The following is a 2,216-nucleotide window of genomic DNA, read 5'->3' on the forward strand; positions in this document are numbered from 1 at the left end:
GCCGGCTTCCGACAGCGGACTTCGGTGGGCCTGCCACCATCTCCTCCTGAGCTTATGCTACAAACTGGCTGCGTTCCCTATGCTGCCAGTTTGTATGCCTGCGGCACACTTCCTATATAAAACTGCTGGCAAAGGGGACAATTGGGGTAACTGGAATCTTAAGCGGGGCGCTTTCTTACTACGATGCTTATTATGCTAGCGCTTTAGGTAGTCATAAGGAAGCGTATGCACATGTTGCTATTGGTACCGGTACGTTAATGATTACCGCTGGATTTTTGGGGCCATCACTTTTGGGCACAGGTGCTGGAGCAGCCGGAGCAGGGGCATTCTTTACCAGTATGATATGGGTAGGAGTTCTAGGTATGTTAGCAAGCATTGTCTATTTATTTTTCTTTGGAAAAAGTCAATTGGAATATTTATTAATGAATTGCTTTTGGGGAAGTGGCGAAAAGTATTCTTTTTTGAAAATGGGCTTAAAAAGACCTAATGATATAGCAGATCAGTTCAAAGAAGTTTACCAAATGAATGATGAAATCATTAATGCATTTAAGGTAGAACATCAAGAGTTTTTGAATTTTTTTACCAGGCCAATATTAAAAAAAGAAAGTGATAAAAAAGTAAATATGGTTTATCGTTTTATGTTGCCAAATTTTCAATGGGAAAGATCAGAGTTAGTTTATCATGTATTACCATCATCTACTGTTACTTCCAGAAGTGATCACACCATTTATATAAATGAGCGTCATTACGCTAAAGCTAAGCGGAGATTTGATGAGTTAATGGAACAATCTCTCTCCGAGATAATTTATAAAAATGAGAATCCAATTAATGAAAATGGCATACTTAATCTGAAATTAGAAATAGAAGAAGAATATGCTCAATATTTAACAATTTTTTGGTATTATATGCCAAAAGAAAATGATATTTCTCCCTTGCGTTATCAATGGGGATAAGAGCCAACAGTCGAAAATGCTATTTATGGATATTTTGATGAGAAGGTACGCTAAATGATAAACTCAATAAAAAAGTGGTTAACCAAAAAGACTGAGGCCAAAATTAGTCGGCTATCAGCAGTGAGTGATCCTATTTTAGATGAAGACATTGGCATACTGGATAAAAAGCAAATAAAAACAGAGGGTTTTATTGACTTAATTGATGATAAAAAATGTGAAATACGATATAGTAGAGGTGGTTTTCGTGAAAAAGTTTTTCTCTCTTCTTTTGCTAGTTTTTTATTGGTTTTCTGTTTTTTTGTTGATAATTATATTACGGAATGGAAAGTTAATGAGGCTTTTTATTTAAGAGGTTTAAGTTATGCTAAAAGAGATTACGGTGAGAAATTTTACTTAAATCCTAACATCCCAGATTATGTTAAGAAATATGAATATATTACTAATGCAAAGAGCATTTCATTTTCTCAATATTTTCATATTCGTTATACGGATAATGGTTTTTATAGCAAATCTACTGCTCAAAAGGATTTATTACTAGATGGTGGTTTTTTTCTGTTTTTTGTTACAATCATTTTAATTCATCTAGGTTTATTATTTTTAATACATAAAATAGCTCCACTTGTTATTGATCGGAAAAAACAACTTTTTTATACTTGGCGTAATGGAAAAATGTATGTTGCGCGTTATTCTCAAGTAAATGCTATTCATCTCTATGATATTCTGTATTTAAGAGTTTATGGCTTAAATGAGAGTAACAAGTTGGTTATTTATGCTTTTGAACCTGAAACCCCATATTTACCTAATGATATAATCAGTAAAAAATATTTATTGGCTTTTATGGCAAAATATCTAATTCAAGGAAAAAAATCCGTCAGTTCAGTGGATTTTGAACGTCGCCCATTAATATTTCCTCTGCGTAAAAATCCAAAACCAGCAGATTGGGAAACCCAAATTACTGCAATTTTAGCTGAATTGGATAGACTTGGGCCACCGAAAGGGACTACTGATCCTAAATAATATCTGGAAAAAATATTAACATAGTGAGTTATATTTTTATTTCAGAAAAAATAGCACCGAAGAATATTGCAATTATTTCGGTGCTAATTTTAAAGTTTCAAAGATTATATTGTAAATCGTTACTTTATTAACTTGTTAAGTTAGTCAGATAAATTATTTGCACGACTGTTATAATAGATAACACGATAATCTGACTTTCCGCCTGTTCTAATGAAATCGAAGATAACCCTTTCTGAGCCTGAACGA

Annotated in this window: 2 protein-coding genes; both read left to right on the top strand. The window is 33.2% G+C overall.

Going from position 1 to position 2,216, the window contains the following annotated elements; all coding sequences use genetic code 11:
- Positions 1 to 257: 257 nt before the first annotated feature.
- Complete coding sequence (locus AAC854_RS22245) at positions 258 to 953, top strand: hypothetical protein (protein ID WP_340618999.1); 696 nt, start codon at positions 258 to 260, stop codon at positions 951 to 953.
- Between the two features lie 54 nt (positions 954 to 1,007).
- A complete protein-coding gene (locus tag AAC854_RS22250) occupies positions 1,008 to 1,970 on the top strand; it encodes a hypothetical protein (RefSeq protein WP_340619000.1) in 963 nt (320 codons plus the stop codon).
- Positions 1,971 to 2,216 lie beyond the last annotated feature (246 nt).

The organism is Xenorhabdus entomophaga, from assembly GCF_037996725.1.
In the GTDB taxonomy this organism is placed as follows: Bacteria; Pseudomonadota; Gammaproteobacteria; order Enterobacterales; family Enterobacteriaceae; genus Xenorhabdus; species Xenorhabdus khoisanae.

Bases quoted from the DNA above. Each gene is read 5' to 3' on its own strand.
- AAC854_RS22245 (WP_340618999.1), top strand. From the start codon at position 258: ATGATTACCGCTGGATTTTTGGGGCCATCACTTTTGGGCACAGGTGCT.
- AAC854_RS22250 (WP_340619000.1), top strand. From the start codon at position 1,008: ATGATAAACTCAATAAAAAAGTGGTTAACCAAAAAGACTGAGGCCAAA.